General features: G+C 43.7%; 25 protein-coding genes. 11 read left to right on the forward strand and 14 right to left on the reverse strand.

From position 1 onward, the window contains the following. Positions 1–11: 11 nt before the first annotated feature. The 5 genes from VIA_RS18695 to chiP form a co-directional block, all read right to left on the reverse strand. A complete protein-coding gene (locus tag VIA_RS18695) occupies positions 12–974 on the reverse strand; it encodes an OmpA family protein (RefSeq protein ID WP_004415052.1) in 963 nt (320 codons plus the stop codon). A gap of 197 nt (positions 975–1,171) precedes the next feature. Next, complete coding sequence (locus VIA_RS18700; RefSeq protein WP_004415053.1) at positions 1,172–2,146, reverse strand: OmpA family protein; 975 nt, start codon at positions 2,144–2,146, stop codon at positions 1,172–1,174. A gap of 475 nt (positions 2,147–2,621) precedes the next feature. Beyond that, positions 2,622–4,049, reverse strand: a complete 1,428-nt coding sequence (gltX, locus tag VIA_RS18705; RefSeq protein WP_004415054.1) for a glutamate--tRNA ligase — start codon at positions 4,047–4,049, stop codon at positions 2,622–2,624. Between the two features lie 109 nt (positions 4,050–4,158). Then, the gene (locus VIA_RS18710) at positions 4,159–4,755 is read right to left on the reverse strand and encodes a YccT family protein (protein ID WP_004415056.1); all 597 of its coding nucleotides are present in this window, start codon (positions 4,753–4,755) and stop codon (positions 4,159–4,161) included. A 122-nt stretch (positions 4,756–4,877) separates the two neighbouring features. Then, positions 4,878–6,014, reverse strand: coding sequence for a chitoporin (chiP, locus tag VIA_RS18715; protein WP_004415058.1), 1,137 nt, complete (start codon positions 6,012–6,014; stop codon positions 4,878–4,880). A gap of 494 nt (positions 6,015–6,508) precedes the next feature. Here chiP and VIA_RS18720 point away from each other — a divergent pair, with 494 nt between their 5' ends. Together VIA_RS18720 and VIA_RS18725 are read left to right on the forward strand one after the other, a co-directional pair. Further along, the gene (locus VIA_RS18720; protein ID WP_004415060.1) at positions 6,509–9,190 is read left to right on the forward strand and encodes a heavy metal translocating P-type ATPase; all 2,682 of its coding nucleotides are present in this window, start codon (positions 6,509–6,511) and stop codon (positions 9,188–9,190) included. Between the two features lie 8 nt (positions 9,191–9,198). Next, the gene (locus VIA_RS18725; RefSeq protein WP_004415061.1) at positions 9,199–9,642 is read left to right on the forward strand and encodes a DUF411 domain-containing protein; all 444 of its coding nucleotides are present in this window, start codon (positions 9,199–9,201) and stop codon (positions 9,640–9,642) included. A 51-nt stretch (positions 9,643–9,693) separates the two neighbouring features. Here VIA_RS18725 and VIA_RS18730 read toward each other — a convergent pair whose 3' ends face one another. The 4 genes from VIA_RS18730 to htpG all read right to left on the reverse strand — a co-directional run bounded on the left by VIA_RS18730 (position 9,694) and on the right by htpG (position 14,819). After that, the gene (locus tag VIA_RS18730; RefSeq protein ID WP_004415064.1) at positions 9,694–10,407 is read right to left on the reverse strand and encodes an oligogalacturonate-specific porin KdgM family protein; all 714 of its coding nucleotides are present in this window, start codon (positions 10,405–10,407) and stop codon (positions 9,694–9,696) included. A gap of 457 nt (positions 10,408–10,864) precedes the next feature. After that, positions 10,865–11,821 (reverse strand): ferrochelatase, encoded by a 957-nt coding sequence (hemH, locus tag VIA_RS18735; protein ID WP_004415066.1) that lies wholly within the window; start codon positions 11,819–11,821, stop codon positions 10,865–10,867. 131 nt (positions 11,822–11,952) lie between these two features. Further along, positions 11,953–12,597, reverse strand: a complete 645-nt coding sequence (gene adk, locus VIA_RS18740; protein WP_004415068.1) for an adenylate kinase — start codon at positions 12,595–12,597, stop codon at positions 11,953–11,955. Positions 12,598–12,914: 317 nt separating this feature from the next. Further along, positions 12,915–14,819 (reverse strand): molecular chaperone HtpG, encoded by a 1,905-nt coding sequence (gene htpG / locus VIA_RS18745; RefSeq protein ID WP_004415069.1) that lies wholly within the window; start codon positions 14,817–14,819, stop codon positions 12,915–12,917. Positions 14,820–15,085: 266 nt separating this feature from the next. Between htpG and VIA_RS18750 the strand changes: the two genes are divergently transcribed. Genes VIA_RS18750 through VIA_RS18760 form a run of 3 tightly spaced genes read left to right on the forward strand, consistent with a single transcriptional unit; the run spans position 15,086 to position 17,288 of the window. After that, entirely contained in the window at positions 15,086–15,958 is an 873-nt protein-coding gene (locus VIA_RS18750; RefSeq protein ID WP_004415072.1) for a winged helix-turn-helix domain-containing protein, read from the forward strand. 11 nt (positions 15,959–15,969) lie between these two features. Further along, positions 15,970–16,488: a regulatory protein ToxS gene (locus tag VIA_RS18755; RefSeq protein ID WP_004415074.1), complete on the forward strand. Its 519-nt coding sequence runs from the start codon at positions 15,970–15,972 to the stop codon at positions 16,486–16,488. A 44-nt stretch (positions 16,489–16,532) separates the two neighbouring features. Then, positions 16,533–17,288: a sulfite exporter TauE/SafE family protein gene (locus VIA_RS18760; protein ID WP_004415076.1), complete on the forward strand. Its 756-nt coding sequence runs from the start codon at positions 16,533–16,535 to the stop codon at positions 17,286–17,288. Between the two features lie 38 nt (positions 17,289–17,326). Here VIA_RS18760 and yfcE read toward each other — a convergent pair whose 3' ends face one another. The 5 genes from yfcE to VIA_RS18785 are packed head-to-tail and all read right to left on the reverse strand — an operon-like array spanning position 17,327 to position 20,192. Beyond that, positions 17,327–17,875: a phosphodiesterase gene (yfcE, locus tag VIA_RS18765; RefSeq protein ID WP_004415077.1), complete on the reverse strand. Its 549-nt coding sequence runs from the start codon at positions 17,873–17,875 to the stop codon at positions 17,327–17,329. 50 nt (positions 17,876–17,925) lie between these two features. Next, positions 17,926–18,330, reverse strand: coding sequence for a CBS domain-containing protein (locus VIA_RS18770; protein ID WP_004415078.1), 405 nt, complete (start codon positions 18,328–18,330; stop codon positions 17,926–17,928). Further along, positions 18,327–18,677, reverse strand: coding sequence for a P-II family nitrogen regulator (locus tag VIA_RS18775; protein ID WP_004415080.1), 351 nt, complete (start codon positions 18,675–18,677; stop codon positions 18,327–18,329). Before VIA_RS18775 ends, VIA_RS18770 begins: the two co-directional genes overlap by 4 nt. Beyond that, entirely contained in the window at positions 18,667–19,461 is a 795-nt protein-coding gene (locus VIA_RS18780; RefSeq protein WP_004417220.1) for a DUF1538 domain-containing protein, read from the reverse strand. Before VIA_RS18780 ends, VIA_RS18775 begins: the two co-directional genes overlap by 11 nt. Continuing rightward, positions 19,458–20,192: a DUF1538 domain-containing protein gene (locus VIA_RS18785; protein WP_038211115.1), complete on the reverse strand. Its 735-nt coding sequence runs from the start codon at positions 20,190–20,192 to the stop codon at positions 19,458–19,460. Before VIA_RS18785 ends, VIA_RS18780 begins: the two co-directional genes overlap by 4 nt. A 239-nt stretch (positions 20,193–20,431) precedes the next feature. Here VIA_RS18785 and VIA_RS18790 point away from each other — a divergent pair, with 239 nt between their 5' ends. The 6 genes from VIA_RS18790 (at position 20,432) to VIA_RS22450 (ending at position 25,435) form a co-directional block, all read left to right on the forward strand. Continuing rightward, on the forward strand, positions 20,432–21,346 hold the full coding sequence (locus VIA_RS18790; protein ID WP_004415084.1) for a TIGR01777 family oxidoreductase: 915 nt from the start codon (positions 20,432–20,434) through the stop codon (positions 21,344–21,346). A gap of 44 nt (positions 21,347–21,390) precedes the next feature. Then, entirely contained in the window at positions 21,391–22,218 is an 828-nt protein-coding gene (locus tag VIA_RS18795) for an SDR family oxidoreductase (RefSeq protein WP_004415086.1), read from the forward strand. A 324-nt stretch (positions 22,219–22,542) separates the two neighbouring features. Next, positions 22,543–23,397, forward strand: a complete 855-nt coding sequence (locus VIA_RS18800; RefSeq protein WP_004415088.1) for a co-chaperone YbbN — start codon at positions 22,543–22,545, stop codon at positions 23,395–23,397. A 141-nt stretch (positions 23,398–23,538) separates the two neighbouring features. Then, on the forward strand, positions 23,539–24,462 hold the full coding sequence (locus VIA_RS18805; protein ID WP_004415090.1) for an SPFH domain-containing protein: 924 nt from the start codon (positions 23,539–23,541) through the stop codon (positions 24,460–24,462). Positions 24,463–24,470: 8 nt separating this feature from the next. Beyond that, positions 24,471–24,923 carry an NfeD family protein gene (locus tag VIA_RS18810; RefSeq protein WP_004415091.1) on the forward strand — a complete coding sequence of 151 codons (453 nt, stop codon included), beginning with the start codon at positions 24,471–24,473 and terminating at the stop codon, positions 24,921–24,923. A 341-nt stretch (positions 24,924–25,264) separates the two neighbouring features. Next, the gene (locus VIA_RS22450) at positions 25,265–25,435 is read left to right on the forward strand and encodes a hypothetical protein (protein ID WP_004415093.1); all 171 of its coding nucleotides are present in this window, start codon (positions 25,265–25,267) and stop codon (positions 25,433–25,435) included. The last annotated feature ends 3 nt before the right edge of the window (positions 25,436–25,438 follow it).

A 25,438-nucleotide genomic window follows, 5' to 3' on the forward strand; every position in this document is an offset into this window, starting at 1 on the left:
ACTTGTTGCCGTTACTTCTCTTCGTATTCAAAGCCCGGAACCGTGATTTCGACACGGCGGTTTTGAGCTCGACCTCCACGAGTGTCATTGGAAGCGATAGGGTTGTTCTCCCCTTCTCCACTCACTGTGATACGTGAAGATTCGACACCTTGACTCTCTAACTCATTGGCTACAGCTTGTGCTCGTTTTTCTGAAAGCATCTGGTTGTATTCCGCAGCACCACTTGAGTCGGTGTACCCAGTAATTTCAACATTTGCTTGAGGGTATTGCTCCATAAACTGAACCAACTCAGAAAGTAGAGATTTACTTTCTGGCTTCAATTCAGTGCTGTTTAGGGCAAAGTTTCCAGAATCAACTTTGGTTGCATAACTCTTGATAACAGGAGTCGCAACAACCACTTCTTCTACTACTTCAACTGTCTTTTCTTCAACAACAACTGGCTCTTGTTCTGTCTGATCATTGTTGCCAAAGTGGTAAACAAAGCCTAAGGTCGCCGAGTTAACAGCAGCCTTAACCAAATCATTGTTTACGTCGGTCAAACGTTGGTACTCAAGGCGAACTCTCACATTGCTATCAGAGTTAAGCTCCAAGCCCACTGCACCTAAGTAAGAGTTGTCATCTTTATCGCCATATTCGACGTATGCGCCACCAAACTTACCGTAAAGAGAGACAGTATCATTAAACGGGATAGTTAACTTTGGCGCTAATGTCCACGCGTGAGCTTTGTCGCCCGAAATACCGTCTGCGGTAAACTCACCTAAATAGTCATATCCACCTTCAATTGATAGGTAGTCAAGAAACTCATAACCAGCAAACAGACCAGCAGTAATGGACTCATCATCACAATTTGTGGTCGCTGATGTACAAGCATCATCTAGCCAAGACTTACCGGCTTTACCACCAAGATAGAACTCTGCATTTGCTGCAGCAGACAACATCAAGGTTGCAGAAATAACCACTGCTAATTTTTTCATGCGTATTTCCTTATTTTCCATTCACGCCTTCGCTCACCGTTTAACGTGAACCAGACAGTGCGCACTGGCGCATATATAGACGCCATAAAATGCGAGTAATGTAGAGCTTTATATTATATTCCCTTATGTGCTCTCAAAAATAAGAAAGCCCCGACCTAAGTCGAGGCTTTTTTCTGACGCTGTTATTGAGTGAGTTATTATTGAGCTACTTGGTACTCAAACTCAGGAACGATAACTTCAACGCGACGGTTTTGTTCACGACCTTCACGTGTTTCATTTGACGCGATTGGATTGTTCTCACCTTCACCACGAGCTGTGATACGTGAAGAATCAATACCTTTTTCTTCTAGAGTTGTTGCTACTGACTCAGCACGCTTCTCTGAAACAACTTGGTTGTATTCCGCTGCACCAGATGTATCTGTGTAACCAATGATCTCTACGTTTGCTTGAGGGTACGTATTTAAGAACTCAACTAATTCGTCTAGTTGATCAGCGCTGTCTTGGTTTAGCTCAGTGCTGTTTAGTTTGAAGCTACCAGAGCCTAGCTGTTGAGTTTCAAATGTTTTTGTTTCAACAACAGGTTCTACTGGCGTTTCTTCTACCACTTCTTCTGTCATTTCTTCTTCAACAACAACCACTGGAGCTGCTTCTTCGCTGCCGCCAAACTTGTAGACGAAACCTAGAGTTGCGCTATTGCCCATTGCACGTACTTTGTCATTGTTAGCATCGGTAATTGTTTGGTATTCAACGCGAACAGTTACGTTTTCATGTGAATCAAATTCGATACCTGCTGCGCCTAGGTAAGAGTAATCTTCTTCGCTACCGTACTTCACATACGCGCCACCGAATTTACCGTAAAGAGAGATATCATTAGTGATAGGCAGGTTTAGTTTTGGCGCCAATGTAAATGCTTCAACTTTGTCATCATTTAGGCCGTCTGCTGTGAATTTACCTAGGTAGTCGTAACCACCTTCAATTGATAGGAAATCCCACATTTCATAACCGATAAACGCACCAGCTGTAGATGCTTCATCATCACAGTTTGCCGTCGCTGTAGTACAAGCGTCATCTAACCATGATTTACCTACTTTACCACCAACATACAGTTCAGCCATTGATGGCGCTGAAGCAAGAAGAAGTGACGCTGAAATTACCGCTGCTAGTTTTTTCATTAATGATTCCTCGAAATCTAACTTTTTAAATAGTTGATTCGGTGATCATCTCCATTCAAGCTCAAACAAACTTGCATGGAGACAGATCACCCTGCTGCACTTCCCACTGTGAGTCTTCCTTCCTAACCGTTACATTTGTAAATCTTTGTAACTGACGGTGGGAACTATAAACATTTTGACTCAAGTTGAAAGGAGGAAAATGTCAGCATCCTGTAAGCAAAAAATCAGAGTAACTTCAGCGCCTCCTTCGAAGCCTTTTGCTACAAGGCCTCAGTACTAGGTGTGTTTTTATTGAACCATATCAACTAATTAGTGTCCTGTGGATAAATGTCACAAAAATGAGACATTATTTTGTAGTCTATTTCTTAGTTGCTCAGAAGTATGATCCTAGCAATCACGATTGGCACCCATTGATTCGGACATAAAAAACCGCAGTACAAAGACTGCGGTTCGAATTCATTCACAATAAGAACAGTTATGCGTTTGCTTCACGCTCTTCGATAAATGCAATCGCCATCTTAATACGTGCAATGACGCGCTCTTTACCGACAAACTCCATGACTGCATCAACAGAAGGAGATTGACCACCACCTGTAACTGCAACGCGTAATGGCATACCGATTTTACCCATGCCGATTTCTAGCTCTTCGCAAACAGCTGCAATAACGCCGTCTTTGATGTTTGCTGTTGTCCACTCTTCTAGCGCTTCAACTTTCGCCAGAGCAAGCTCTAGTGGACCTTTAGCTACGCCACGTAGGTGCTTTTTAGCTGCGCCTGCTTCAAACTCAGCGAAATCTTCGTAGAAGTAACGGATTTGCTCGGCTAGTTCTACTAATGTGTTACAACGCTCACCTACAAGCTTGATCACTTCTGTGATTGCCGGGCCGTTTTCAGTGTTTAGCTTTTGGTTGTCTAGATGCCACTGTAGGTACTCAGCCACATACTCAGGAGCAGATGTCTTGATGTAGTGGTTGTTCAACCAAAGCAGCTTTTCAGTATTGAATGCTGATGCCGACTTAGAAATTGCATCAAGCGAGAACAGATTAATCATCTCTTCTTGAGAGAAGATCTCTTGGTCACCGTGAGACCAACCAAGACGCACTAGGTAGTTGTTAAGTGCATTTGGTAGGTAACCTTCGTCGCGGTATTGCATAACAGAAACCGCACCGTGACGCTTAGACAGCTTCGCACCGTCATCACCTAAGATCATGGCACAATGTGCAAATACAGGTACTGGCGCACCTAATGCTTCATAGATGTTGATCTGACGAGGAGTATTGTTGATATGATCTTCGCCACGGACAACGTGTGTAATGCCCATATCCCAGTCATCGACAACCACAACAAAGTTGTATGTTGGCGCACCGTCAGTACGACGGATGATTAGGTCATCTAGCTGGCTGTTCGAGATTTCGATGCGACCACGGATTTGGTCTTCAAATACAACGCTACCTTCTTTAGGGTTGCGGAAACGAACAACAAACGCGTCACCTTCTTTTGCTGCCGTATTCGCTGCAACCACTTTAGGGTGGTTAGCATCGTAACGAGGCATCTCTTTTGCTGCTTCTTGCTCAGCACGGATCTCTTCTAGCAGCTCTTTCGATGCATAACATTTGTATGCTTTGTCTTCTGCTAGCAGCTTATCAACCATTTCGTTGTAACGGTCAAAACGCTTAGACTGGAAGTAAGGGCCTTCATTCCACTCAAGACCCATCCACTGCATACCTTCTAGGATCGCATCAACCGCTTCCTGAGAGTTACGCTCTAAATCCGTATCTTCGATACGTAGAACGAATTCACCACCTTGGCTTTTTGCATATAGCCAAGAGTAAAGTGCAGTACGTGCACCACCAACGTGGAGGTAGCCTGTAGGGCTAGGAGCAAAACGAGTTTTAACCGTCATGTAAAATACCTTGATTGTCTAAATGACCACACCAATACGGTTTAAAACAGATTGGTGCCAAAATTGCGCGTTATTTTAGCACCGATACGTAATTCTACAATCCTTGGAATTACTTTAAGTTCTGCATTGCCCACTGCATGAATTCTTGCTGCTCTTGACGACTGAGATCATTGAACGATTCTTTTAGCGTTTTAGTTACCGCAGGTGAAGCCGCAATGCTCGATTGGGTTGTCTGTTTTTGCACAGCGTTGTTGTAATCAGCTACTTCTCGCTCATAATCGCGAAAGCCTTGCAATCCACCTTTACGCAGTTGAACCATTGAAAATTCAACGTCTTTCCCAGACAGGTCTTTCAAACTGACATTAGGGTTATTCTCAAAGCTTTTAGCCTCTTCAATCGTTCTAAATGTATCGTAGCTAAGAGTCAGTTCAGCATCTGTCGCGGCATTAAATTCAAGTAGTAGCGGTTGAGAATCAAATTTACGACGTTTGCCATCTTCAAAAACGATTTGACCTACTGTAACGGCCAGTTGATTGTCTCCATCCGCTAATTTAATACCATTTGAATCAGAGACTAGCTCAGGGTAGACAAACTCACCGTTAAGAACACGAGGAGCCAATTCCGATTGGAGTGTTAGTTGAGCGGCAAATGCTGGCGCTGAAAGGATCGCGCAAATACCTATTAGGATAGTGTTTTTTTTCATCATGGTTTCTCGTCTTATACCAATTTAGATAAGCCAAAGAGATCAACAGGCCTTTGATTGCAATGACTTATTTAGATTAATATGAACACAAAAAGGGCGTTTCCGCCCTTTTTATCTACTCTCTATTAGAAGTAGTACTCTACGCCTACAGAGAACTCATCGTAGTCAGCCGACTTCCAACGGTTCGCACCGTCATCTGAGTCTGTCCAACCACCTACGTATGTCGCGCCGTCACCAAAGTCTAAGGTACGAGCACGTACATAGATAACTGCTGATGGATCTACGAAGTACATAACTTGCGCTGATAGTACGTCATCAGCCGTATTGTCGATTGTCTGACCATCGCGCTCTAAGTCGAAGTTTGCTGCGTAACCTAGCTTGTACTGCCAATCACCCGTCGTGTACATCAGACCAGCAGAAACTGCATCTTGCTTCTCGCTAACACCGTTGCTTGCATCCGCTTCCATATATTTATATTGAGCGAAGAACGAAATACCATTTTCGAACCAACCTTGAACACCAACTAGGTAACTGTTGTTTTCCCATGTCTGACCTTCAGCTTCGATATTGCGGTTGCCTTCATACGCAGCATCCAATTGTAGTGGACCCAGTTTGTAGTGCGCTGCAATACCACCCCAGTAATCATCACCAGCCCCCATACCAGCGCTATCACCCGCACCAGCGGCAATGTCTAATGAGAACTTGTCTGCATACATTGGCGAGTCCCAGCGGATAGTGTTTGACTGACGATCTTGGTATTTAGCACCACCAATAGCCCCGCCCCAGTCATATACATCGCCTAGACCTGGGTTAGAAGCTGGCCAGTCAACCAGTTCGTACATAGGTGTTAGCACGCGACCTAGACGAACTTGGCCCATCGACTCACTTTCAAAGCCAACAAACGTATCACGCTCACCTAAGCCAGCACCTTCACCACCAAAGCTTGGGTCAACGTAGCCACCCTCGATTTGCCAGATAAACGTTGGCCCGAAGTTAGCAAAGTCTTTTTTACCACGGAAACCAATACGAGACTCGTTGTTTAACTGCATGCCTCCAAGATCATCATCCGTTGCATTACTACCTGAGTCATAATCACGATACGCGGCCTGCATCGCGATAATACCGTAGACTTCATATGCAAATGAGTCCTTCGTCAAGTAGTTCTTCGCTGCGTCACTGTTTGCGCCGTCGGCGAATGCAGCACCACTTAATACTAAGCTCGATACTGCAGCTCCAAGTAGTGTCTTTTTGAAATGAGACATAAGATTAACCCCTATTATTAAGAATCTATTTTTTGTTAGCACTCCCCAGGAAACCACCTAACATCATGATTTAATGGGGAGAACCATTTATGGACGAGTTCATCTTGGCAAACTTTTTTTGCTTCAAAAAACTATCCGAAGAAAAATCTGACTCACTTCAAAACGGGCTTTATTAACACACTTATAGTTCATTACAAATCAGTAACTTAGCAAGAAATTCTAAAACTTAAAAAACGTTAATTTTAGAAAAACAATCAATATATGGCTTATCTTGCGAAAAAATTGTTAGCTACATCTCACTAGTTTTTGAATATTTTACGGAACTTTATATTCATCGATAAAAAAGTTAGAAGTAACTCGCATTAGAAAACGTTAAAAGTCCTAAGCAAAAAGCAAAATTTGACGGTTTTGACTTTCTATCAAACAGTGTTTGACCTTCCCCTTAAGGCAAGGTTTATGCTTCGTCATCATCGCTACTAATGTAAGGTAAGGTTATGGCTAAGTTTGATATTCCCCTATCAGGGCTAAATTGTATGGGGTGCGCAAGAAAAGTAGAGACTAAACTCTCTTCTGAGCTTGAAACGACAGTCTATGAACTTTCGCCAGCCTTTATCTCATTAGAAAGTTCGCAAACATTTCTTGAGATTGAAAAGTCGGTCATGGAACTTGGCTACCAAGCCGGTAATCATTATCGACTGCACCTGCGTGGGCTAAGTTGTGGTAAATGTGTCGCCAAGCTTGAAAAAGCGTTAAGTGAGGATGCGTATGTAGGTCAATTCAGCGCCTCAAAAAGTGAACTTTCAATCTCAACTCTACATTCATTAGAAACCTTACAAGCTTTAGTGGCATCGCTTGGTTATCAAGCCACATTGAATGAACCTCAACGAGAAGAAGTTAAAGAGACACTCCAAGCGCCACCGGAAGAAAACAACAGTATCGATGCAAATCATCATACTCACCAACTTCTGATCTCTGGCATGACTTGCGCGAGCTGTGTAGCATCGGTTGAAAAAACAATAATGAGCGTCACTGGCATAGATAAAGTGCAAGTTAACCTCGCAGAACAAAGCGCGATTGTTTATAGCGCATTAGAGAACTGCCAAATTGAGACCCAACTGCTTCCTGCCATAGATGCGGCAGGCTACCACGCACAACTTGTTACTGATCCTGAAACGCAGCAACTAAAACAGCAGCAACAGCAAGTCGCTGTACAAGCTCAATACAAACGCAGTGCTTGGTTTGGCTTAGCCGTCGGAGGCCCACTTATGCTTTGGGGTGTTCTTGGCGGAAATATGATGATTCGTAACTCCCAAGACCAAGTTGCATGGGGAGTTGTTGGCCTTATCTGCCTTTGGCTTTTGGCAACGGCCGGTCATTCATTCTTTGTCAATGCGTGGCAAGCACTCACTCACAAACGAGCCACTATGGATACGCTGGTTGCATTAGGTGTCGGGTCCGCATGGATATTTTCAATGCTAGTTGTATTATTTCCTAGCTTTTTTCCTGCTCCCTCGCGCCATGTTTACTTTGAAGCCAGCGCCATGATCGTTGGCCTTATCTCTCTTGGCCATTATATCGAAGCCAAAGCCAAAGCTAGAACCACCTCGTCTCTACAAGCATTAATTGGCCTTCAACCTCAAACGGCTAATTTAGTGACCGAACAAGGTGAGCAAGTCATTGATATCAAAACGATTCAAGTTGGTATGCTATTGAGGGTAAAACCTGGTGAGAAAATTCCTGTCGACGGACGAGTTCAATCAGGAGAGTCTTACTTAGATGAGTCAATGCTTACTGGCGAAGCTGTTCCCGTTAACAAGCAGGTTGGAGATGCTATCTCAGCAGGTACCATTAACCAAGATGGCTCTCTGATTATTGAAGCTCAGGGCGTTGGCAATAATACAATGCTGGCGCGCATCGTGACTATGGTTCGCCAAGCTCAAAGCAGTAAACCGAAAATCGCCAAGCTTGCCGACCAAATTTCCGCGGTCTTTGTCCCTATCGTAGTCGCTATCGCGCTCATTTCAGCTCTTATTTGGTACTTAGTTGGGCCACAGCCAAGTGCAAGCTATATGTTAGTCGTCGCCACAACGGTGTTGATCATTGCTTGTCCATGCGCATTAGGCTTGGCGACACCTTTATCGGTGACTGTTGGGGTAGGAAAAGCAGCTGAAATGGGCATCCTTATCCGTGACGCTAACGTTTTACAATCAGCCAGTAAAATCGATACGGTAGTATTTGATAAGACAGGCACCTTGACCGAAGGAAAACCCCAAGTCCAAGCTATTTTTTCCTTAACCGGAAATGATCATCAGCTTCTCTCTCTCAGTGCCTCCGTTGAGCAACACTCAGAGCACCCGTTAGCAAAAGCTATCGTCGACAAGGCCTTAGAGAAAAATATCGAACTCGTTGATGTGTCTAATTTCAAAAACCATCGTGGGCAAGGTGTCGAAGCATTGTACGGCAATTGCACTATTTCGCTGGTATCACTCAATGTTGCCGAACAAAATCAGTGGGATTTACAAGACCTACAATCAACGTTAACTCAATACCTCAACAATGCATGGACGCCTATCATCGTCCAAATGAATGGAATGACCCAAGGTGTCATCGCGATAGCTGACCCAATCAAACCGGATGCTAAGAAAGCGGTCAGCGCTTTAAAAACAATGAATATTGTCCCTGTCATGCTCACTGGTGACAATCAGGTGGTCGCCGAAGCCATCGCCATGCAGCTAGGAATCCAACAAGTAATCGCGCAAGTCTTACCCGACGAGAAAGCCAGTCATATTGAAGGTTTACAACGACAAGGTAAGTGCGTTGCAATGATTGGCGATGGTGTCAATGATGCACCCGCACTAGCGATAGCAAATGTTGGGGTGGCAATGGGAAGTGGCAGTGATGTCGCGATAGAAAGTGCACAAATGACACTGCTCAACTCATCTCCTCTTTCAATACTCAGAGCGATTGAACTTTCAAAAGCAACCGTTCGAAATATGAAACAAAACCTATTTGGCGCGTTTATCTATAACACTTTAGGGATTCCTATCGCTGCTGGTGTTTTATACCCAACTTTCGGCTTCTTACTGAGCCCTGTTGTAGCAGGCGCAGCTATGGCCCTTTCGTCGATTACCGTGGTTAGCAATGCTAATCGATTAAGATTATTTAAAACTTCGTAGAGGTTCCTATGAATACCAAAACTATCGCCCTTACCGCAATGTTCCTATTGTCAGGCAATGCCTTAGCGGCTGACGTCCTCAATCACAAGTCGCCATACTGTGGCTGTTGTACCGAGTGGACGAAACACATGCAAGATGCAGGCTTTACCGTCGAAGAAAAGCTGCATGAAAACATGAATCCTATTAAACAAAAGCTCGGTGTAACTCCAGAGCTTGCCTCATGCCATACCGCAGAGATCAATGGCTATATATTTGAAGGGCATATTCCAGCTGATGACATTAAAGCTTTTTTAGAAAACCCACCTAAGAATGCGAAAGGCCTTGCAGTTCCAGGAATGCCTATGGGGTCGCCTGGTATGGAATATGGCGAAAAACAGGATGAATACTCGGTATACGCCTTTAATGACAAAGGCCAAGTATTCGAGTACCGCCACTATAAAGGCAACCAATAAAAGAAAGCCCAGCATATGCTGGGCTTTTTTTAGGACAGTAATAAGTTTGGCTTAGAAGCCGTAAGATGCACCAAATACAAATGCGTTGTTCACTTTGTCATCGCCATTTGCAAATTCAACACCGTGAGCCTGAGAGCGGAACTCAAAGTATGGTTGAACGCCTTGACGTGTCCATGTAGCGCGCAGCTCGTGATCCATAGCTTCAGCTTCAATCATGTATACGTTGTTGTAGCTAAGGCTAACATCTTCATTTAACACGTAGCCAATACGGTTATCCATTCGGTAGTCTGTTTTAGCATCTGCATCTGTTGCATCAATATGCGCACGAGTACGGTTGCTGATAGAGATACCATTGTCAAAGTTGTAACCAATTTTAACTAACGGACGGTATTGAATGTTCTCACCCGCAGAGAATAGGTGTTGGTAACCAGCAGCAACCCAAAGCTTGTCAGTAATGTTAAATGACTGCTCACCACCAACAGTAATAAATGCGTTAGCTTGACCTGTAGAAGGCAAGCTACCAGTTTCTGCAGCTGTAAGACCTTCTAGATCGCCTAGTTGAATACCATCAAATTCAGTGTAAACCGTAAGACCACCAAACTGGTTATCAAAAGTGTGGCCAGCTTCTAGCGTTGAAGTCGCACTAGAACCATGGATACGACCATCATCATGGAATTGCACGTTACCTGTTACGTATGAAGAACCCGCGAATGCCGTTGAAGCGAAAGCAAGAGAAAGTGCGCTTAGCGTAAATAGTTTTTTCATTAGAATCTGCCTTAATATATCAAAAGTCGCCGCGGTTCTTATTCGGTAATTCTTTACCATTGACCGCAAAGAAGGTTTGCCTCCCTGGCTTGCTTTTCATACTGCAAGATTTATTTTCCAAGATGAAATAAATACCTACTTAGTGAGACATGGCTCACCGTCAAAAACGACAAAGAAATTTAACTCTTTAATTTCAGCAACTTAAATAAAGATAAAAATATCAAAAATGACGTAGAGTGATCGCAATCACACCACCTTAGTGTTCGGGCAGGACGATAAGGGTCTAGGTCACACCAGATTTAGATTTCACTTAATTTTCAATAATAATAATGAGATCTTGATCACTTCAATATAAACGCGATCAATATTAAGCCTTTAACACTTTTGACTCAGTAAGCTATGGGTATAAAAAAAGCTGCCCTGAAGACAGCCTTTTCAAGTACAAAATCTGTACTTATTAGCGGCAAACAATCTCTAGCATCATCTGTATATGACGCTCATCATCGTTTAAACACGGTATGTAAGTGAATGCTTCCCCACCATGCTCAATAAAAATGTCTCGGCACTCTTCTGAAAGCTCTTCTAGCGTTTCCAGACAATCAACAGAAAATGCTGGAGCCATGATATCAAGCTTCTTTATTCCCCTAGCTGGCAATGCTTCTAGCGTCTTATCCGTGTATGGCTGCAACCACTCCTCTCGTCCAAAGCGAGATTGGTAGGTCATGCCTATTTGCTCAGACGTTAACCCAAGCTCTTTTGCCAATAGCTCTGTCGTGCGCTGGCAGTGCTGAGGGTAAATATCACCGTTATCAGCGTAGCGCTTTGGAATACCATGGTAAGAACAAAGTAAGTAATCACCTTTCCCCTTCTCTTGCCATGAACGTTTGACACTCTCAGCTAGTGCTTTGATATAAGTGGGGTGATCATGATAGTCGCGGATAAACTGGAAACTTGGTGTAACTGGGATATTCTTAAATGCTTTAGTCAAACCGTCAGAGACTGCTGCCGTTGTGGTACCGGAATACTGCGGATATAAAGGCAGCACGATGACTTCCTCTACCCCTTGAGCTAACAATGACTCAACTCCTGTTTGTAAACTAGGAGTACCATAAGTCATACCTAACTCAACAGGCATATCCACCAGCTGCTTTAATTTCTCGACCTGGCGTTTAGAGTACACCATCAGAGGTGAGCCCTCTTCAGTCCAAACCGATTGATAAAGTTTAGCGACCTTTGGCGCACGAATAGGCAAGATCACACCATGCAAAATAGGACACCAAAGCCAGCGAGTCATATCAACCACACGTTGATCATGAAGAAATTGGCTTAAAAATCGTTTTACTGCAGGCGCAGTCGCTTCATCAGGCGTACCCAAGTTAACCAGTAACACACCCTGTTTTTTATTATTTTGCATAGATTCCTGTCGATACTGAAAAGACTCTTTACGTAGGTGCTCTCGTTTCAGATCAAAACCAAAGCATAAAAAAACGACCTATATAAGGTCGCTTTCACTATAACAAATTTTCAAAAATCGCTGGTAGCAATTTATGCTAGTGCTTTCTCGATATCTGCACTAACTTCAGTAACTTGCTTAGTACCATCAAACTTAAGGTACTTAGTGTTACCAGCTTCAGCTTCTTTACCGTAGTAAGAGATAAGCGGTGCAGTTTGATCATGGTATACACCTAGACGAGCACGTACTGTCTCTTCTTTATCATCATCACGTACAACAAGATCTTCACCTGTTACGTCATCTTTACCTTCCACTTTAGGCGGGTTGTAAACGACGTGGTAAGTACGACCTGATGCAAGGTGAGCACGACGACCAGCCATACGCTCAACGATAACATCGTCAGCAACGTCAAATTCAATAACGTAATCTACGTCAACACCCATCTCTTTCAGGCCATCAGCCTGTGGGATAGTGCGTGGGAAACCGTCTAGTAGGAAACCTTTTTCGCAGTCATCTTGAGCAATACGCTCTTTGATTAGACCAAGGATGATTTCATCAGAAACTAGCTGACCAGCGTCAATTACAGCTTTAGCTTGTTTACCAAGCTCTGTACCTGCTTTGATAGCAGCACGTAGCATGTCACCAGTAGAGATCTGCGGAACACCGTATTTTTCCATGATGAAATTAGCTTGTGTGCCTTTACCTGCACCTGGAGCACCTAGAAGAATGATGCGCATGTTGAATCCTCTTAAGATAATAATGATTTATACCGAAGCTCACTATACTTAGCCAAGTCATGACTCCGCCGCTTCTCACGGTAAGTTTCGGTATAACCGTTCTTGTATTTAGCAATAAAACAGGCGTGCACATTACACGCCTGTTCACTTGGTTTCAAGATTGCATTCTACCATACAATTTAAAACCAAAGCGTGGTTTACGACTAAAGAATGCTTAAACACTCACACTCCCTACTCTTTCACGCAATTTTATTCACGATAAGCGCAAATAAATCAAAAAGCCCGCAAAATGCGAGCTTTTTGGATCAAATGAGCTATTAGCCCTTAGTCAAAAGCGTATTGATGGCACCTAAGAACTGAGAGGGATCTTCTATCGAACCTCGCTCAGCCAGCATCGCTTGACCAAGTAAAACCTCGACCCAGCGACCAAACGCTTGTTCATCGGCTTCATCTGCCATTTGCTTAACCAAAGCGTGTTCTGGGTTAATTTCAAAAATGTACTTCACTTCAGGAGCCGCTTGGCCAGCCGCTTCTAGAAGTTTCGCCATTTGAGTCCCCATTTCGAAGTCATCAGTCACAACAACCGCAGGAGTGCTTGCCAGTTTGAACGTAGTACGAACCTCTTTCACACGGTCGCCCAAGTATTCTTTGGTACGTTCAACGACAGACTTGAATTCTTCTTCAGTCTCTTTCTGCTTCTCTTTTTCCGCTTCGTCTTCGAACTTGCTTAGATCTAAGCCCGCTTTAGTGATTGACTGGAACTGCTTTCCGTCAAACTCAGTGAGATAGTTCATCACGTACTCATCGATACGATCGTACATTAGAACAACCTCGATACCTTTTGCTTTAAACTGCTCTAAGTGAGGGCTGTTTTTTGCCGCTGCATAGCTGTCAGCAGTTAGGTAGTAGATCTTATCTTGACCTTCTTTCATGCGCTCAACATAAGATGCTAGACCCACAGTCTGATCCGCTGAGTCGACTTCCGTAGAAGCAAAGCGTAGAAGACCTGCAATCTTCTCTTTATTGCTCATGTCTTCAGCAGGGCCTTCTTTCATGACTAGGCCAAACTGCTTCCAGAAGGTTTGATATTTCTCTTCATCGTTCTTCGCCATGCGCTCAAGCATAGTCAAAACACGTTTAGTACAAGCACCACGCAGAGACTGAGTCACCTTGTTGTCTTGTAGAATTTCACGAGAAACATTCAATGGAAGATCATTTGAATCTATCAGGCCACGAACGAAACGTAGGTATGACGGCATAAACTGCTCAGCATCATCCATGATGAATACACGCTGAACATAAAGTTTTAGACCTGATTTATGGTCTCGGTTCATCATATCCCAAGGCGCTTGAGATGGAATGTATAGCAAACTTGTGTAGTCGTTCTTACCTTCTACACGGTTATGGCTCCATACAAGTGGATCAGCAAAGTCGTGTGAAACATGTTTGTAGAACTCTTGGTACTCTTCTTCAGCGATATCTGATTTATTGCGAGTCCATAGTGCTTGAGCTTTATTGATTTGCTCCCACTTTTTAGTGCCTGTTTCTTTTCCTTCTTCATCGCGTTCAGCGGTTTGAATAGAAACTGGGATGCCGATGTGATCAGAATACTTGCTGATCACTTCACGCAGACGCCATTCATTTAGGAACTCTTTACCTTCTTCACGCATATGAAGAATGATATCCGTACCACGGGATTCTTTCGTCACATCTTCAATCGTGTACTCGCCTTCACCAGCAGAGTGCCACTGCACGCCCTGTTCTGAGCCAAGACCCGCTGCACGAGTGCGAACCGTCACTGCACCAGCAACAATAAATGCCGAGTAGAAACCAACCCCGAATTGACCAATCAGTTGCGAATCTTTAGATTGGTCTTCAGATAATTTAGAGAAGAAATCGGCAGTCCCCGATTTAGCGATAGTACCTAGGTGCTCAATAACGTCTTCACGACTCATGCCGATGCCGTTATCAGAAATCGTTAGAGTGTTAGATGCCTCATCAAAAGAAAGCTTTACACCTAACTCAGCGTCGCCTTGATAAAGTTCCGAATTAGACAGTGCTTGAAAACGCAGTTTGTCAGAAGCATCAGACGCATTCGAAATTAGCTCGCGAAGAAAGATCTCTTTATTTGAATAGAGAGAATGAATCATTAGATGAAGTAGTTGTTTTACTTCGGACTGAAAGCCACGAGTTTCTTTGTTATGTGTTGCTGTTTCGCTCATGATAACTCCATAAGTTCTATACTTATCAAACCAATACATCCATAGTAAGAATTGTCAATTGGCCTAAATCTGTCAGTTAACATGAGGGTGACAAATGTAAATTCAAGGTCAAGAAGCATAAAAACAGTGTTTTTTTGGTTTTATTTTGACTATCCTTGCACCTCTAAAAAATCAAAAATTCTAAACTAGTCACATTTTGCACTAGTGAGAGTTAGAACTGATCAAATACTACGTTCTGAAACCTTTACAACAATGGCTAATGATTGATGAGTAATATAGGTACTAAGTTTAATCTTGCAAACAGATTCACTTTTGACCCGAATACAAACTCTCTTATCGATAAGGAAACCGATAATGAGCTTATTCGCTTAGGAAGCAACGAGAGCCGCATTCTTCTGCTTCTGTGTGAAAAACCGAGTGAAATTGTTTCCCGAAACGATCTGCATGACTTCGTTTGGCGCAAACAAGGCTTTGAGGTCGATGACTCTAGCCTAACACAAGCAATTTCGACATTACGAAAGCTCCTTAAAGATTCCACTAAATCTCCAATGTTTGTAAAAACAGTGCCAAAGCGTGGCTACCAGCTTATATGTACTGTTGAACGTACAACACCGCTAATGAGTGGAGAATCTGATCTTGAGGAAAGCGGGGCGACGGACGACGTTGAAGCTATCGATATTATTGATATTGAAACCACGGCAGAAATACCTGCGAGCCCTCAAGCAGAGCAAGTATCCCAGGCACAGCCACAGCAAATTGAACAGCCAACTCCTCGCACGGCTTGGAGCCTGACATCTAAACTTTTCTTGGCTTTGGCTTTATTCCTACCGCTATGTGTCGTGTTATTCACTAACCCTGCTGAGTCTGAGTTCCGCGAACTTGGTGTATTTGACAATACTCCCGTGAAAACGCCAATCAACCATCCTGATTTAACTCAGTGGTACCCGTCGATTAAGCAGTGTGTAAAGAAATACAATGAGACACACTTGGATGATCTCGCTCCTATTGAAGTGATAGCAACCGGAGGGCAGAATAATCAACTCGTGCTGAACTACATTCACTCGTTAGATCACTCTGGCCAGAACATCACATTACGAATCTTCGCTGAGCAAGAAGATCTAAGTAAAGTCTGCCAATAGGAAGCGTCACAATGAATCAAAAAATTGCAGCTGGCCTACTTGTTTTTTCAGCACTATTTAGTGGATGGCTCTACTGGGGTAGTGACTTAAAAGTTGAGCAAGTCCTTACTTCTCACGAATGGCAATCTAAGATGGTTACTGTCATCACAGCGCCACTTCAAGAAGAGTCTGTCGGCCCACTACGTAAAGCGGATATCTCCTCTAACGTCAAATATTTACCTAATAACACTTACATTCGTGTCGCTACCGTTCGTTTATACGCAAATGGCGATCAGTCTGCTGAAAGTGTTATTAACATTTCGGAAACTGGCGAGTGGGATATTAGTGATAACTACTTGTTAGTCTCCCCTACCGAGTTTAAAGATGTCTCCTCTGCGCAAAGCAAAGATTTTACTGAAGCGCAGCTTCAGCTAATCACGCAGATTTTTAAAATGGATGCACAACAAAGCCGTCGCATCGACATCGTCAATGAAAAAACGTTATTGCTGACGAGCCTCAGCCACGGCTCTACTGTTCTTTTCAGCAATTAAATTCAAGTAAAGGGGCATGAAGCCCCTTTCTTTTTCTTTGTATCATGGACTGGATTAATACTTTCGCCCTATTCCTTGGCTCACTGTTGGCCAATACCCTCGCTTCACTCTCTGGTGGTGGCGCTGGTTTGTTGCAATTTCCATTGCTCATTTTCTTCGGCTTACCTTTTTCTACAGCTCTAGCGACTCATAAAATTGCCAGCGTTGCTCTTGGGCTTGGCGCTGCATACACACATATCAAAAACAAAAGCTTTCCTTTTAGGGTTGCCGTTTATTTGTTTTTTGTTGGAAGTATTGGTGTGGTGCTCGGTGCCAATATTGTGCTTCTCATTCCAGAAGAGATTGCAAAGAAAATGCTTGGCGCAATGATTTTAGCGCTAGGAATTTACTCTCGACTTAAAAAGCAGCTCGGACAGGAAGAAGTTCCGTCTCACCGCGATCCACTTGGCTGGATCTTAGGCGGCATAAGTCTAATGCTCATCGGGGTGGTCAATGGCTCGTTAACAGCCGGCTCTGGCTTGCTTGTCACTCTATTTCTTGTCCGCTGGTTTGGATACAGCTACAAACAAGCCGTTGCCCTTACCATGCTATGTGTCGGCCTATTCTGGAATGGAATTGGCGGGATAGCCGTTGCTCAAGCTGGCGCTCCTATTTACTGGCCTTGGCTACCTGTACTGCTACTGGGTTCATTTTTAGGTGGTAGCCTCGGTGCTTACCTCACGACACGCTATAGTAACAAGGTAATAAAGACTTGTTTTGAAGTTCTCACATTTGCGGTTGGCATTAAATTATTAGTCTGAAGACGATTTTATGGCAGCCAAACAAGGCTGCCCATCAACTAGCTAAGTGACGTTTGCGCTAACACTTCACCATCAAAAGTGACCACACTTAGTTGGTTGTGCTCTAGTAAACCATAACTCGCCGCATACCCATTGCGTGGAAAGGTTATCGAGCCCGGATTAAATATAAACTGGCCATTATTCAACTCAGCAACAGGGATGTGCGTGTGCCCATGAGCAATGACGTCACCTTGCCTTAGTGGCGGACGTTTGTCCGAGTTATAAAGGTGACCATGAGTTAAGAACAAACGCTGCCCAGATGGCAACATCACCCAAGCGTAATCCATCATCATAGGAAACGAGAGTAGCATCTGATCAACTTCACTATCACAATTGCCACGTACAGCAATAATCTGATCAGCATATTGATTGAGCAATTCACTTACCGCGGGTGGGTTATACCCTTCCGGCACAGGGTTACGCGGACCGTGGTTCAGCACATCACCTAAAATAACCAACGTCTGAGCGCCGGATTTTTTATATTCAGCCAATACTTTTTCGGTTGCAGGCAAACAGCCATGCAGATCAGAGGCAAAAAAGAGTTTCACGACATCATCTCCTCACAATTAATCAGGAAATTCTACGCACTCTTTGCACATTAGTCATCCCGAACCATACCGTTAATCACGATATTATTGTAACTGACCATACCGATAATTTTTCCCTGTTCAATCACAGGGGCTCGGCTAATGCCAAATCGTTCAAACAGACGCGCGCAATACTTTACGTTCATATCAGGTTCGACACCTAGTGCTGGCTTGGTCATAATTTCGTAGATGTTGGTTCTTTCTGGCGAGCGATTTTGCGCTAGAACTTTTTTGGCGATGTCGTTCATTAAGACTAAGCCATACTCATCATCATCACTGCGTTTATTCACCACGAGTGCTTTAACTCCGTGCTCTCGCGCCAATTGAATACCCTCTTTAACCGTTGTTAAGCCATCAATAATCACGTAACTACTGACCATGACGTCACGAACACGGACTGTCGTTTGCTGCCTCATAATTCATCCTCTACCACTTTAGTTAGCTTCTCAACTTGATGCGCCACCCCAACGGCATCTTCAATATCAATTTGTATCGCGATACCTTGCCCAGATTCTTGATCAAATTCTCCAACGTCACTGATGGTTTCCAAAATATGGCGAGATAAATGCTCTTCCACAACAAACAAAAGCACATCTTTCTGTACATCTAACGTCAGGCCAAAAAAAGTTTTTTTCTGATTAAGCCCTTCTCCCCGAGCATTGTTAATCACCGTAGCACCGGTAGCACCTGCGTCTCTTGCCGCAGTTAAGACTGCATCCGTCTTACTGTCTTCAACGAAGGCCAATAGCAATTTAAAGCGCATTCTCTTCATCCTCTCGTTTTGTTTCTTTATTGAGCCACTGCGTTATTTGTGCGTACCCCATGACGGAAATTATTGGAAATAAGCTCGCAAAGGCAATCAAACCAAAGCCATCTATCATCGGATTACGCCCCGGGACCGTAGAGGCAAGCCCCAAACCTAAGGCCGCAACTAATGGCACGGTAACGGTTGAGGTTGTGACTCCCCCCGAGTCATAGGCTAATGGAATAATTAGCTTTGGTGCGTAAAAGGTCTGAATGACCACAATCACATAGCCGAAAATGATGTAATAGTGAATAGGGTCTCCAACCACAATTCGGTAACTGCCCAGTGAGATACCAAAAGCAACCCCTAACGCGACCGCTATTCTTAGCCCATTGACACTAATACTGCCACCCGATACCTGATTGGCTTTCAGAGCAACAGCAATTAAAGATGGCTCGGCAATGGTGGTACTAAAACCAATAAAAAAGGCAAAAAGGTAAACCCAGTAGTAATCAAACCATTGAAAATGAACACCCACCGAAAGCTGAAATTGCTGAATAAAATTTGGTGCGGTTAATTGAGACGCCATGGTTTCACCCAATGGGAACAAGGCAAGGTCAAGGCCAATAAGAAACAGCGATAAACCAAGTATCACGTAGAAAAAGCCAAGCATCACCTTGGCAGGGTGGGCAATTGGCTTTCTTAGTACCGCAAACTGGAAACCAAAAATAATGCATGCTATGGGCACAACATCGCTGACTGTATCAATGAATATATCGACAAAATGGCTCCACTCAATCATGCCACCACCATCCCATACACCATGACAAACATCATCGGTAATAGTGAAGCAAAGGCGATTAAGCCAAATCCATCTATCATTGGGTTTCGCCCTTTAATCGCTGAAGCGAGTCCAACGCCAAGTGCCGTCACTAAGGGGACCGTGATCGTCGATGTTGTCACGCCACCAGAATCATAAGCAACACCAATAATGCTAGGGGGAGCAAACATGGTGAGTATAACCACCCCGATATAGCCGCCAATGATCATATACTGAATCGGCCAGCCTTTAAGAATTCTCAATACTCCTAATAAAATAGCAATACCGACAGACAGCGCCACCGTATACCGAAGGCCATTAGCGTACTCTTCCATCGCAAGCGCTTCATTAGCGATCATCCCACCTTCAGCCGCCACTTCAGCAGCCTCTCCCGCCACGGCAGTCAAGGCAGGCTCAGCAACCGTAGTGCCAAAACCAAGGCAAAAGGCGAAGATCAATAGCCAGAAAACACTGCCTTTCCGCGCGAACGCTTGAGCCATGCTTTCTCCGATAGGGAATAACCCCATCTCTAAGCCAAAAATAAAAAATGTTAAACCAAATACAACCAGTAGAAGGCCAAATAGAATTGAGACTAAATTAGGTAAAGGCTCCTGCAAAACAATGAGCTGAAAGAAAGCAATCACAAAAATAATTGGCATCAAATCACGTAAGCTACCAAAAAGCGCCTTGAACAACGCGGTCATTGCTTCCATTGGGTCCCCTTGCTCACTCTTAACACTTCGTATGAATGCAAGCATGGCAAACAATTCGCCTTTCTGATGTGATAGCAACGGCATACACAATGACAAATGTAACCAAATATGAATTATGTGATATTGCCACACGTGATCACGTTTGGCGCTAAGTCGCTATAATTAGTAACAATAGTTGGCTATGGTTAAAGACTAATAGCGTGATTAGAACCGATTCTAGCGGAGTGAAAGAGATTCAAATGAAGGTATTGCTGACAGGTGGAACAGGGTTTATCGGGCGAGAGCTATTAAAGCATTTAACCACTCATGAAGTGGTGTTGCTCACCCGCCACCCTCAAAAGGCTAAACACGTCCTAAGTCACACGGATATGGGGAATGTTACCTACATTTCTGATCTTGACCAATTCCATCACCTGAATGACTTTGATGCCGTGATTAACTTAGCGGGTGAGCCTATTGCCGATAAACGCTGGACAAAGAAACAAAAGCACACTATTTGCAATAGCCGTTGGAGGCTAACAGAGGACTTAGTGTCACTGATTCACGCTAGCACCACACCTCCTGAGGTGTTTATTAGTGGTTCAGCGGTAGGCTACTATGGAGACCAACAGGAGCACCCTTTTGATGAAACTTTACATGTCAGCGATCTGGGCTTTCCTCATGAGGTGTGCGCGAAGTGGGAGCAAATTGCCAACCGTGCACGCTCTGAGATGACACGAGTCTGCTTGCTAAGAACTGGCGTAGTATTAGCTCCACAGGGAGGAGCGCTAAATAAAATGCTGCCTCCATACCGACTTGGGTTAGGTGGGCCGCTTGGGCAAGGGAGCCAATATATGCCATGGATCCATATGCTAGATATGGTGAGAGGTATCATTTACTTACTCGACACTCCTCATGCCTATGGTGAGTTCAATCTATGTGCTCCCCACCCCGTCACCAACAAGCAATTTAGCCAGACATTAGCCAAGACACTAAAGCGACCTCATATACTCAAAACGCCTAAATGGGTGATGTCTCTTGCGATGGGAGAAAGTTCGGTATTACTGTTTGACAGCATTCGAGCCAAACCAAAGAAACTGACTGAACTCGGTTTTCACTTTAGTTACTCACGCATTGAGCCCGCTTTAAAAAACCTATTACAACACCATGAATAATCCAGTAACCTAGACGTCCTTATGGATAACTTTTCTAGCTCAAGATGAACAAATCTATACTCATTACCGGATGTTCAACAGGTATTGGTTATGTCTGTGCCCACGCATTACATAAACGAGGCTATCATGTCATTGCCTCTTGTCGAAAACAGCAAGACGTGCAGAGGCTACAAGCTGAGGGATTAACCTGTATACAGCTAGATTTAGCAAACTCTGAGAGTATTGACCAAGGCGTCGCTGAAACGCTGCGCCTCACCAATGGAAAGCTTGATGCACTATTTAACAACGGTGCATATGGTCAACCGGGGGCACTTGAGGACCTCCCTACAGACGGACTAAGAGAGCAGTTTGAAGCCAATTTTTTTGGTTGGCATCAATTGGTACGTTCACTGCTGCCGACTATGCGAAAGCAAGGGCATGGGCGTATTGTACAGAATAGCTCAGTACTGGGGTTTGCAGCGATGAAATATCGTGGTGCTTACAATGCTTCAAAGTTTGCCATTGAGGGATGGAGTGATACGCTGCGTCTAGAATTGATGGATAGCAATATTAAAATCAGCCTGATCGAACCGGGACCAATAGAAACTCAATTTAGAGCCAATGCATTAAGTGCTTTTAAGCGCTGGATTACCATTGAGGGGAGCGCGCATGAAGATCAATACCATCAACAAATGGCGCGCCTAGACAACGATAAATCCAACAATGCATTTGTGCTACCCGCTGAGTCATGCATCGCTCCGCTCATTGATGCATTAGAATCCGCTAAGCCAAAAATACGTTATCGAATCACAACCCCCACCAAAGTGTTTGCCGTGTTAAAGCGCATTCTACCGACACGACTGCTCGACAAAATATTGAGACAAGCCGCCTAAAATTAAATGTATGTGTGTAATTATTTCGTAACAATAAGACGCTAAATTAACCAATAGGGCAAACCCTAACCAATAGATTTAAGCGCTACATTCGGAATAAGAATATGTCATTAAACCAGTTAAACTGGCTGAGTGTCTGTGTTGCGCTAACGTTGTTTATCGTTTTATAGACACCTTCGCTTGCCCTTTCGGGGAAAACAAAAATACCGCCTTATTTGGCGGTATTTTTGTTTATCATCACTACATTGTTCAATAACTTATCTTGAACTCTTATCACTCTGCCCATATCTTTGCTGTATAGACCACGTTGCAAGGACAACTCAAATGCAATCACCTTTTATTGTCGAGCTAAATGAACAGAACTTCCGTCAAGTGTTGGAAGGCTCAATGCAAACACCTGTGCTCATCTATTTCTGGGCTCCAATGAGCCAAGAAAGTGCACAAATTATTCCAGATCTGCAAATGCTCGCTCAACAATACAATGGCGCGTTTACTCTCGCGTTACTCAACTGTGAACAAGAGCAGATGATAGCGAGTCAGTTTGGTGTTCAAGCCTTGCCAACGATTGCCCTATTTCTAAACGGTCAAGCCGTCGACGGCATGGGTGGACCACAAACGCTTGAAGCAATTAAAGAGATGCTAACCAAACATCTGCCTAGCCAAGATGAACTGACCTTAAAACAAATCAGTGAGTTAATTCAGGCTGGTCAGCACGACCAAGCTTTGCCCCTTTTCGAAGGGTTAGATGATGCTTTAAAGCAAAAAGGCGACATTAAGCTTGCCCTAGCAGATTGCTACCTTGAAACGCAAAACTTTGAGCAAGCGAAAGCATTGTTAGAACACATCCCACTTGAGTATCAAGATAATTACTATAAAGGTTTAGTGGCTAAGCTAGAGCTTCACGCCCAAGCTGCTAATAGTCCTGAAATTCAATCTCTTGAAGCCTCACTAAGCCAAGATCCTGCAAACAAAGAGTTGATCAACAAGCTGGCTTTAAGCTACCACCAAGTCAACCGTGACGAAGAAGCGTTAGAGTTACTTTGGAACCTTCTCAAATCTGACCTTAACGCTCTCGATGGCGAGCTAAAGAAATCATTTATGGATATCCTTGCGGCATTAGGTCAAGGCAACCCAATTGCGGGAAAATACCGCCGACAGCTTTACTCAGTTCTTTATTAGACTCTTCTAAATCAATTACTTAAAGCCGGTTTATCCGGCTTTTATTCTGCCCAAAATATGTCAGAGTTCTCATTTATGCCATTGTTTCAGTTGAGTAATTAAGCAACAATTGCTCAACTACTCTCATAAGGAACTTCAGATATGGCTATTGATTCATTGATTACAATTGGTGTTTTCCTCGTTGTAGCGATTGCGCTAATCATCTCCGCCGTCAAAACCGTCCCTCAAGGCAACAATTGGACCGTCGAACGGTTTGGTCGCTACACACATACCTTAAAACCAGGCCTCAACATCATCATTCCATTTATTGACGGTATTGGTCATAAAATCAACATGATGGAACGAGTCTTAGACATTCCTGCGCAAGAAGTAATTTCTAAAGACAACGCAAATGTCACTATCGACGCTGTTTGTTTTGTCCAAGTCATCGATGCACCAAAAGCAGCCTATGAGGTTAATGACCTTGAGCATGCGATTCGTAACCTGACACTAACCAATATTCGTACCGTGTTAGGCTCCATGGAGCTGGATGAGATGCTTAGCCAGCGCGACATGATCAATACCAAGTTACTTTCTATTGTCGACGAAGCAACAAACCCTTGGGGTGTGAAAGTTACCCGAATTGAGATTAAAGATGTTCAACCACCGGCTGATTTAACCGCAGCGATGAACGCGCAAATGAAAGCGGAGCGTAATAAACGAGCTGAAGTACTTGAGGCTGAAGGTGTTCGCCAAGCTGAAATCCTCCGCGCGGAAGGTCATAAGCAATCAGAAATTTTAAAGGCAGAGGGTGATAAGCAAGCCGCTATACTTCAAGCAGAAGCTCGCGAACGTGCGGCGGAAGCAGAAGCACGTGCAACCTCGATGGTTTCCGAGGCTATTGCAAAAGGTGACATGCAAGCAGTGAATTACTTTATTGCCCAAGGCTATACCGACGCTATTAAATCCATAGGCCAAGCCGAAAATGGTAAAATCATCATGCTACCGCTTGAGGCTACTGGCTTAATGGGGTCAGTCGCAGGCATTGCCGAAATGTTTAAGCACTCAAATGAAAAGAGTGAGTAGAGGTTAATTTGATTGAATTATTAGACAGTCTTAATCACTGGCACTGGCTAGCTTTCGGCCTCGCTTTGCTAGCGCTAGAGCTGCTCGGTACCGCTGGCTACTTTTTATGGCTGGGCTTATCTGCGCTCATCGTTGGAGCTCTTCTCTTGGCAATGCCAATGAGTTGGCAACTTCAATGGGTGTCATTTGCTGTATTTTCGCTTGCCACAACTTGGCTCTGGTGGCGAAAGCAGTTTAAACAAGATAAGCAAAGCGATGCCCACCGAGAGCTCAACCAAAAGCACAAACAGCTGATTGGGCAAAGCGTTCGACTAGATCACGATTTTCCAGCAGGAAAGGGACGAATTAAACTTGGTGACAGTACGTGGACTGCTCAATCTGATGTGGATTTGGAAGCCAATACCTTGGTTGAAATCACCTCTGTAGAAGGGATTATTCTCACAATCAGTAAAAAAAGTTAATCTTAATTATGGCTCTTTATTCCACATAAAGAGCCAAAGTCCCCATTAATTTCCTTGAAGAATTACATTCCCATATAAATTCATAACCTTAGAAGTTAATAGTTAGAAAATAAGTTTCATTCGAAGCCTACTTTCTAGTCAATATTTCAAAAATCAATTTAAACGTATCCCCTGCTACCCAAACATCTTCAATAGCTTATTAATTCATTACTCACACGAAGTAAGTCTTTATTTTTTGGATAAAAATACTTTCAAGTCTATTTTTTTGATCTTTATCTAACTTTGCACATACTAGGTATATCACCAAGGTGATAATAATCACATTTATTAGGAGAGATATTATGAAACGCTTAGCTGCACTAATTGTAACGGCGCTATTTTCATTGTCAGTCTATGCTGGTTCGACTGGTAGTACTGAAATGGGACCATTTGTAGATTGCCATTTACCTGATGGGAAAATGGATTATATTCCAAGCATGATGTGCAAGAATGCGGGTGGAGTAGTTAAGTGAAGA

This window comes from Vibrio orientalis CIP 102891 = ATCC 33934, from assembly GCF_000176235.1.
Taxonomy (GTDB): Bacteria; Pseudomonadota; Gammaproteobacteria; order Enterobacterales; family Vibrionaceae; genus Vibrio; species Vibrio orientalis.

Coding starts and splice junctions, on each gene's coding strand:
- VIA_RS18700 (WP_004415053.1), bottom strand. CDS start 2,146: ATGAAAAAACTAGCAGCGGTAATTTCAGCGTCACTTCTTCTTGCTTCA.
- VIA_RS18750 (WP_004415072.1), top strand. CDS start 15,086: ATGAGTAATATAGGTACTAAGTTTAATCTTGCAAACAGATTCACTTTT.
- htpG (WP_004415069.1), bottom strand. CDS start 14,819: ATGAGCGAAACAGCAACACATAACAAAGAAACTCGTGGCTTTCAGTCC.
- hemH (WP_004415066.1), bottom strand. CDS start 11,821: ATGCAAAATAATAAAAAACAGGGTGTGTTACTGGTTAACTTGGGTACG.
- chiP (WP_004415058.1), bottom strand. CDS start 6,014: ATGTCTCATTTCAAAAAGACACTACTTGGAGCTGCAGTATCGAGCTTA.
- VIA_RS18710 (WP_004415056.1), bottom strand. CDS start 4,755: ATGATGAAAAAAAACACTATCCTAATAGGTATTTGCGCGATCCTTTCA.
- VIA_RS18730 (WP_004415064.1), bottom strand. CDS start 10,407: ATGAAAAAACTATTTACGCTAAGCGCACTTTCTCTTGCTTTCGCTTCA.
- VIA_RS18775 (WP_004415080.1), bottom strand. CDS start 18,677: ATGCGCTTTAAATTGCTATTGGCCTTCGTTGAAGACAGTAAGACGGAT.
- VIA_RS18790 (WP_004415084.1), top strand. CDS start 20,432: ATGAAGGTATTGCTGACAGGTGGAACAGGGTTTATCGGGCGAGAGCTA.
- VIA_RS18720 (WP_004415060.1), top strand. CDS start 6,509: ATGGCTAAGTTTGATATTCCCCTATCAGGGCTAAATTGTATGGGGTGC.
- gltX (WP_004415054.1), bottom strand. CDS start 4,049: ATGACGGTTAAAACTCGTTTTGCTCCTAGCCCTACAGGCTACCTCCAC.
- VIA_RS18785 (WP_038211115.1), bottom strand. CDS start 20,192: ATGGAAGCAATGACCGCGTTGTTCAAGGCGCTTTTTGGTAGCTTACGT.
- VIA_RS18805 (WP_004415090.1), top strand. CDS start 23,539: ATGGCTATTGATTCATTGATTACAATTGGTGTTTTCCTCGTTGTAGCG.
- VIA_RS18725 (WP_004415061.1), top strand. CDS start 9,199: ATGAATACCAAAACTATCGCCCTTACCGCAATGTTCCTATTGTCAGGC.
- VIA_RS18755 (WP_004415074.1), top strand. CDS start 15,970: ATGAATCAAAAAATTGCAGCTGGCCTACTTGTTTTTTCAGCACTATTT.
- VIA_RS18780 (WP_004417220.1), bottom strand. CDS start 19,461: ATGATTGAGTGGAGCCATTTTGTCGATATATTCATTGATACAGTCAGC.
- VIA_RS22450 (WP_004415093.1), top strand. CDS start 25,265: ATGAAACGCTTAGCTGCACTAATTGTAACGGCGCTATTTTCATTGTCA.
- VIA_RS18800 (WP_004415088.1), top strand. CDS start 22,543: ATGCAATCACCTTTTATTGTCGAGCTAAATGAACAGAACTTCCGTCAA.
- VIA_RS18795 (WP_004415086.1), top strand. CDS start 21,391: ATGAACAAATCTATACTCATTACCGGATGTTCAACAGGTATTGGTTAT.
- VIA_RS18760 (WP_004415076.1), top strand. CDS start 16,533: ATGGACTGGATTAATACTTTCGCCCTATTCCTTGGCTCACTGTTGGCC.
- VIA_RS18695 (WP_004415052.1), bottom strand. CDS start 974: ATGAAAAAATTAGCAGTGGTTATTTCTGCAACCTTGATGTTGTCTGCT.
- VIA_RS18770 (WP_004415078.1), bottom strand. CDS start 18,330: ATGAGGCAGCAAACGACAGTCCGTGTTCGTGACGTCATGGTCAGTAGT.
- adk (WP_004415068.1), bottom strand. CDS start 12,597: ATGCGCATCATTCTTCTAGGTGCTCCAGGTGCAGGTAAAGGCACACAA.